The 266-nt window shown below is 36.8% G+C and carries 1 protein-coding gene; it reads right to left on the bottom strand.

Annotation, left to right across the window (positions count from 1 at the left end; genetic code table 11):
• Position 1: 1 nt before the first annotated feature.
• Entirely contained in the window at positions 2–172 is a 171-nt protein-coding gene (locus ACYP03_RS26490; RefSeq protein WP_459782738.1) for a hypothetical protein, read from the bottom strand.
• Between the last annotated feature and the right edge of the window lie 94 nt (positions 173–266).

Genomic DNA, 266 nt, shown 5'->3' with positions numbered 1-266 from the left:
GTTATATCGGCAGCATCAATACTTCTTCTGCAGCTTCTCTTCCAGCTTGCCGCACCGCATCACATAGACCAATCCATTCTCCAATACCTGCACACGATTCATCTTTTGCTTCAGAGCTGAGAGATAGCATAAGAAATAAAGTAATCAAATGTATTTTTGTGAGTTTATTCATTTCGCCCCCATATGCATCTATTCTTAATGAGTATTCATAAGAAACCAGAAATGGGATGAACAATTATTAAGAATTCCATATAGGATTTCGAAAA

It is taken from the genome of Photobacterium sp. R1, assembly GCF_054600795.1.
The sequence above is the reverse complement of the archived record's forward strand: the minus strand, read 5'-3'. Positions and strand labels throughout refer to the sequence as shown.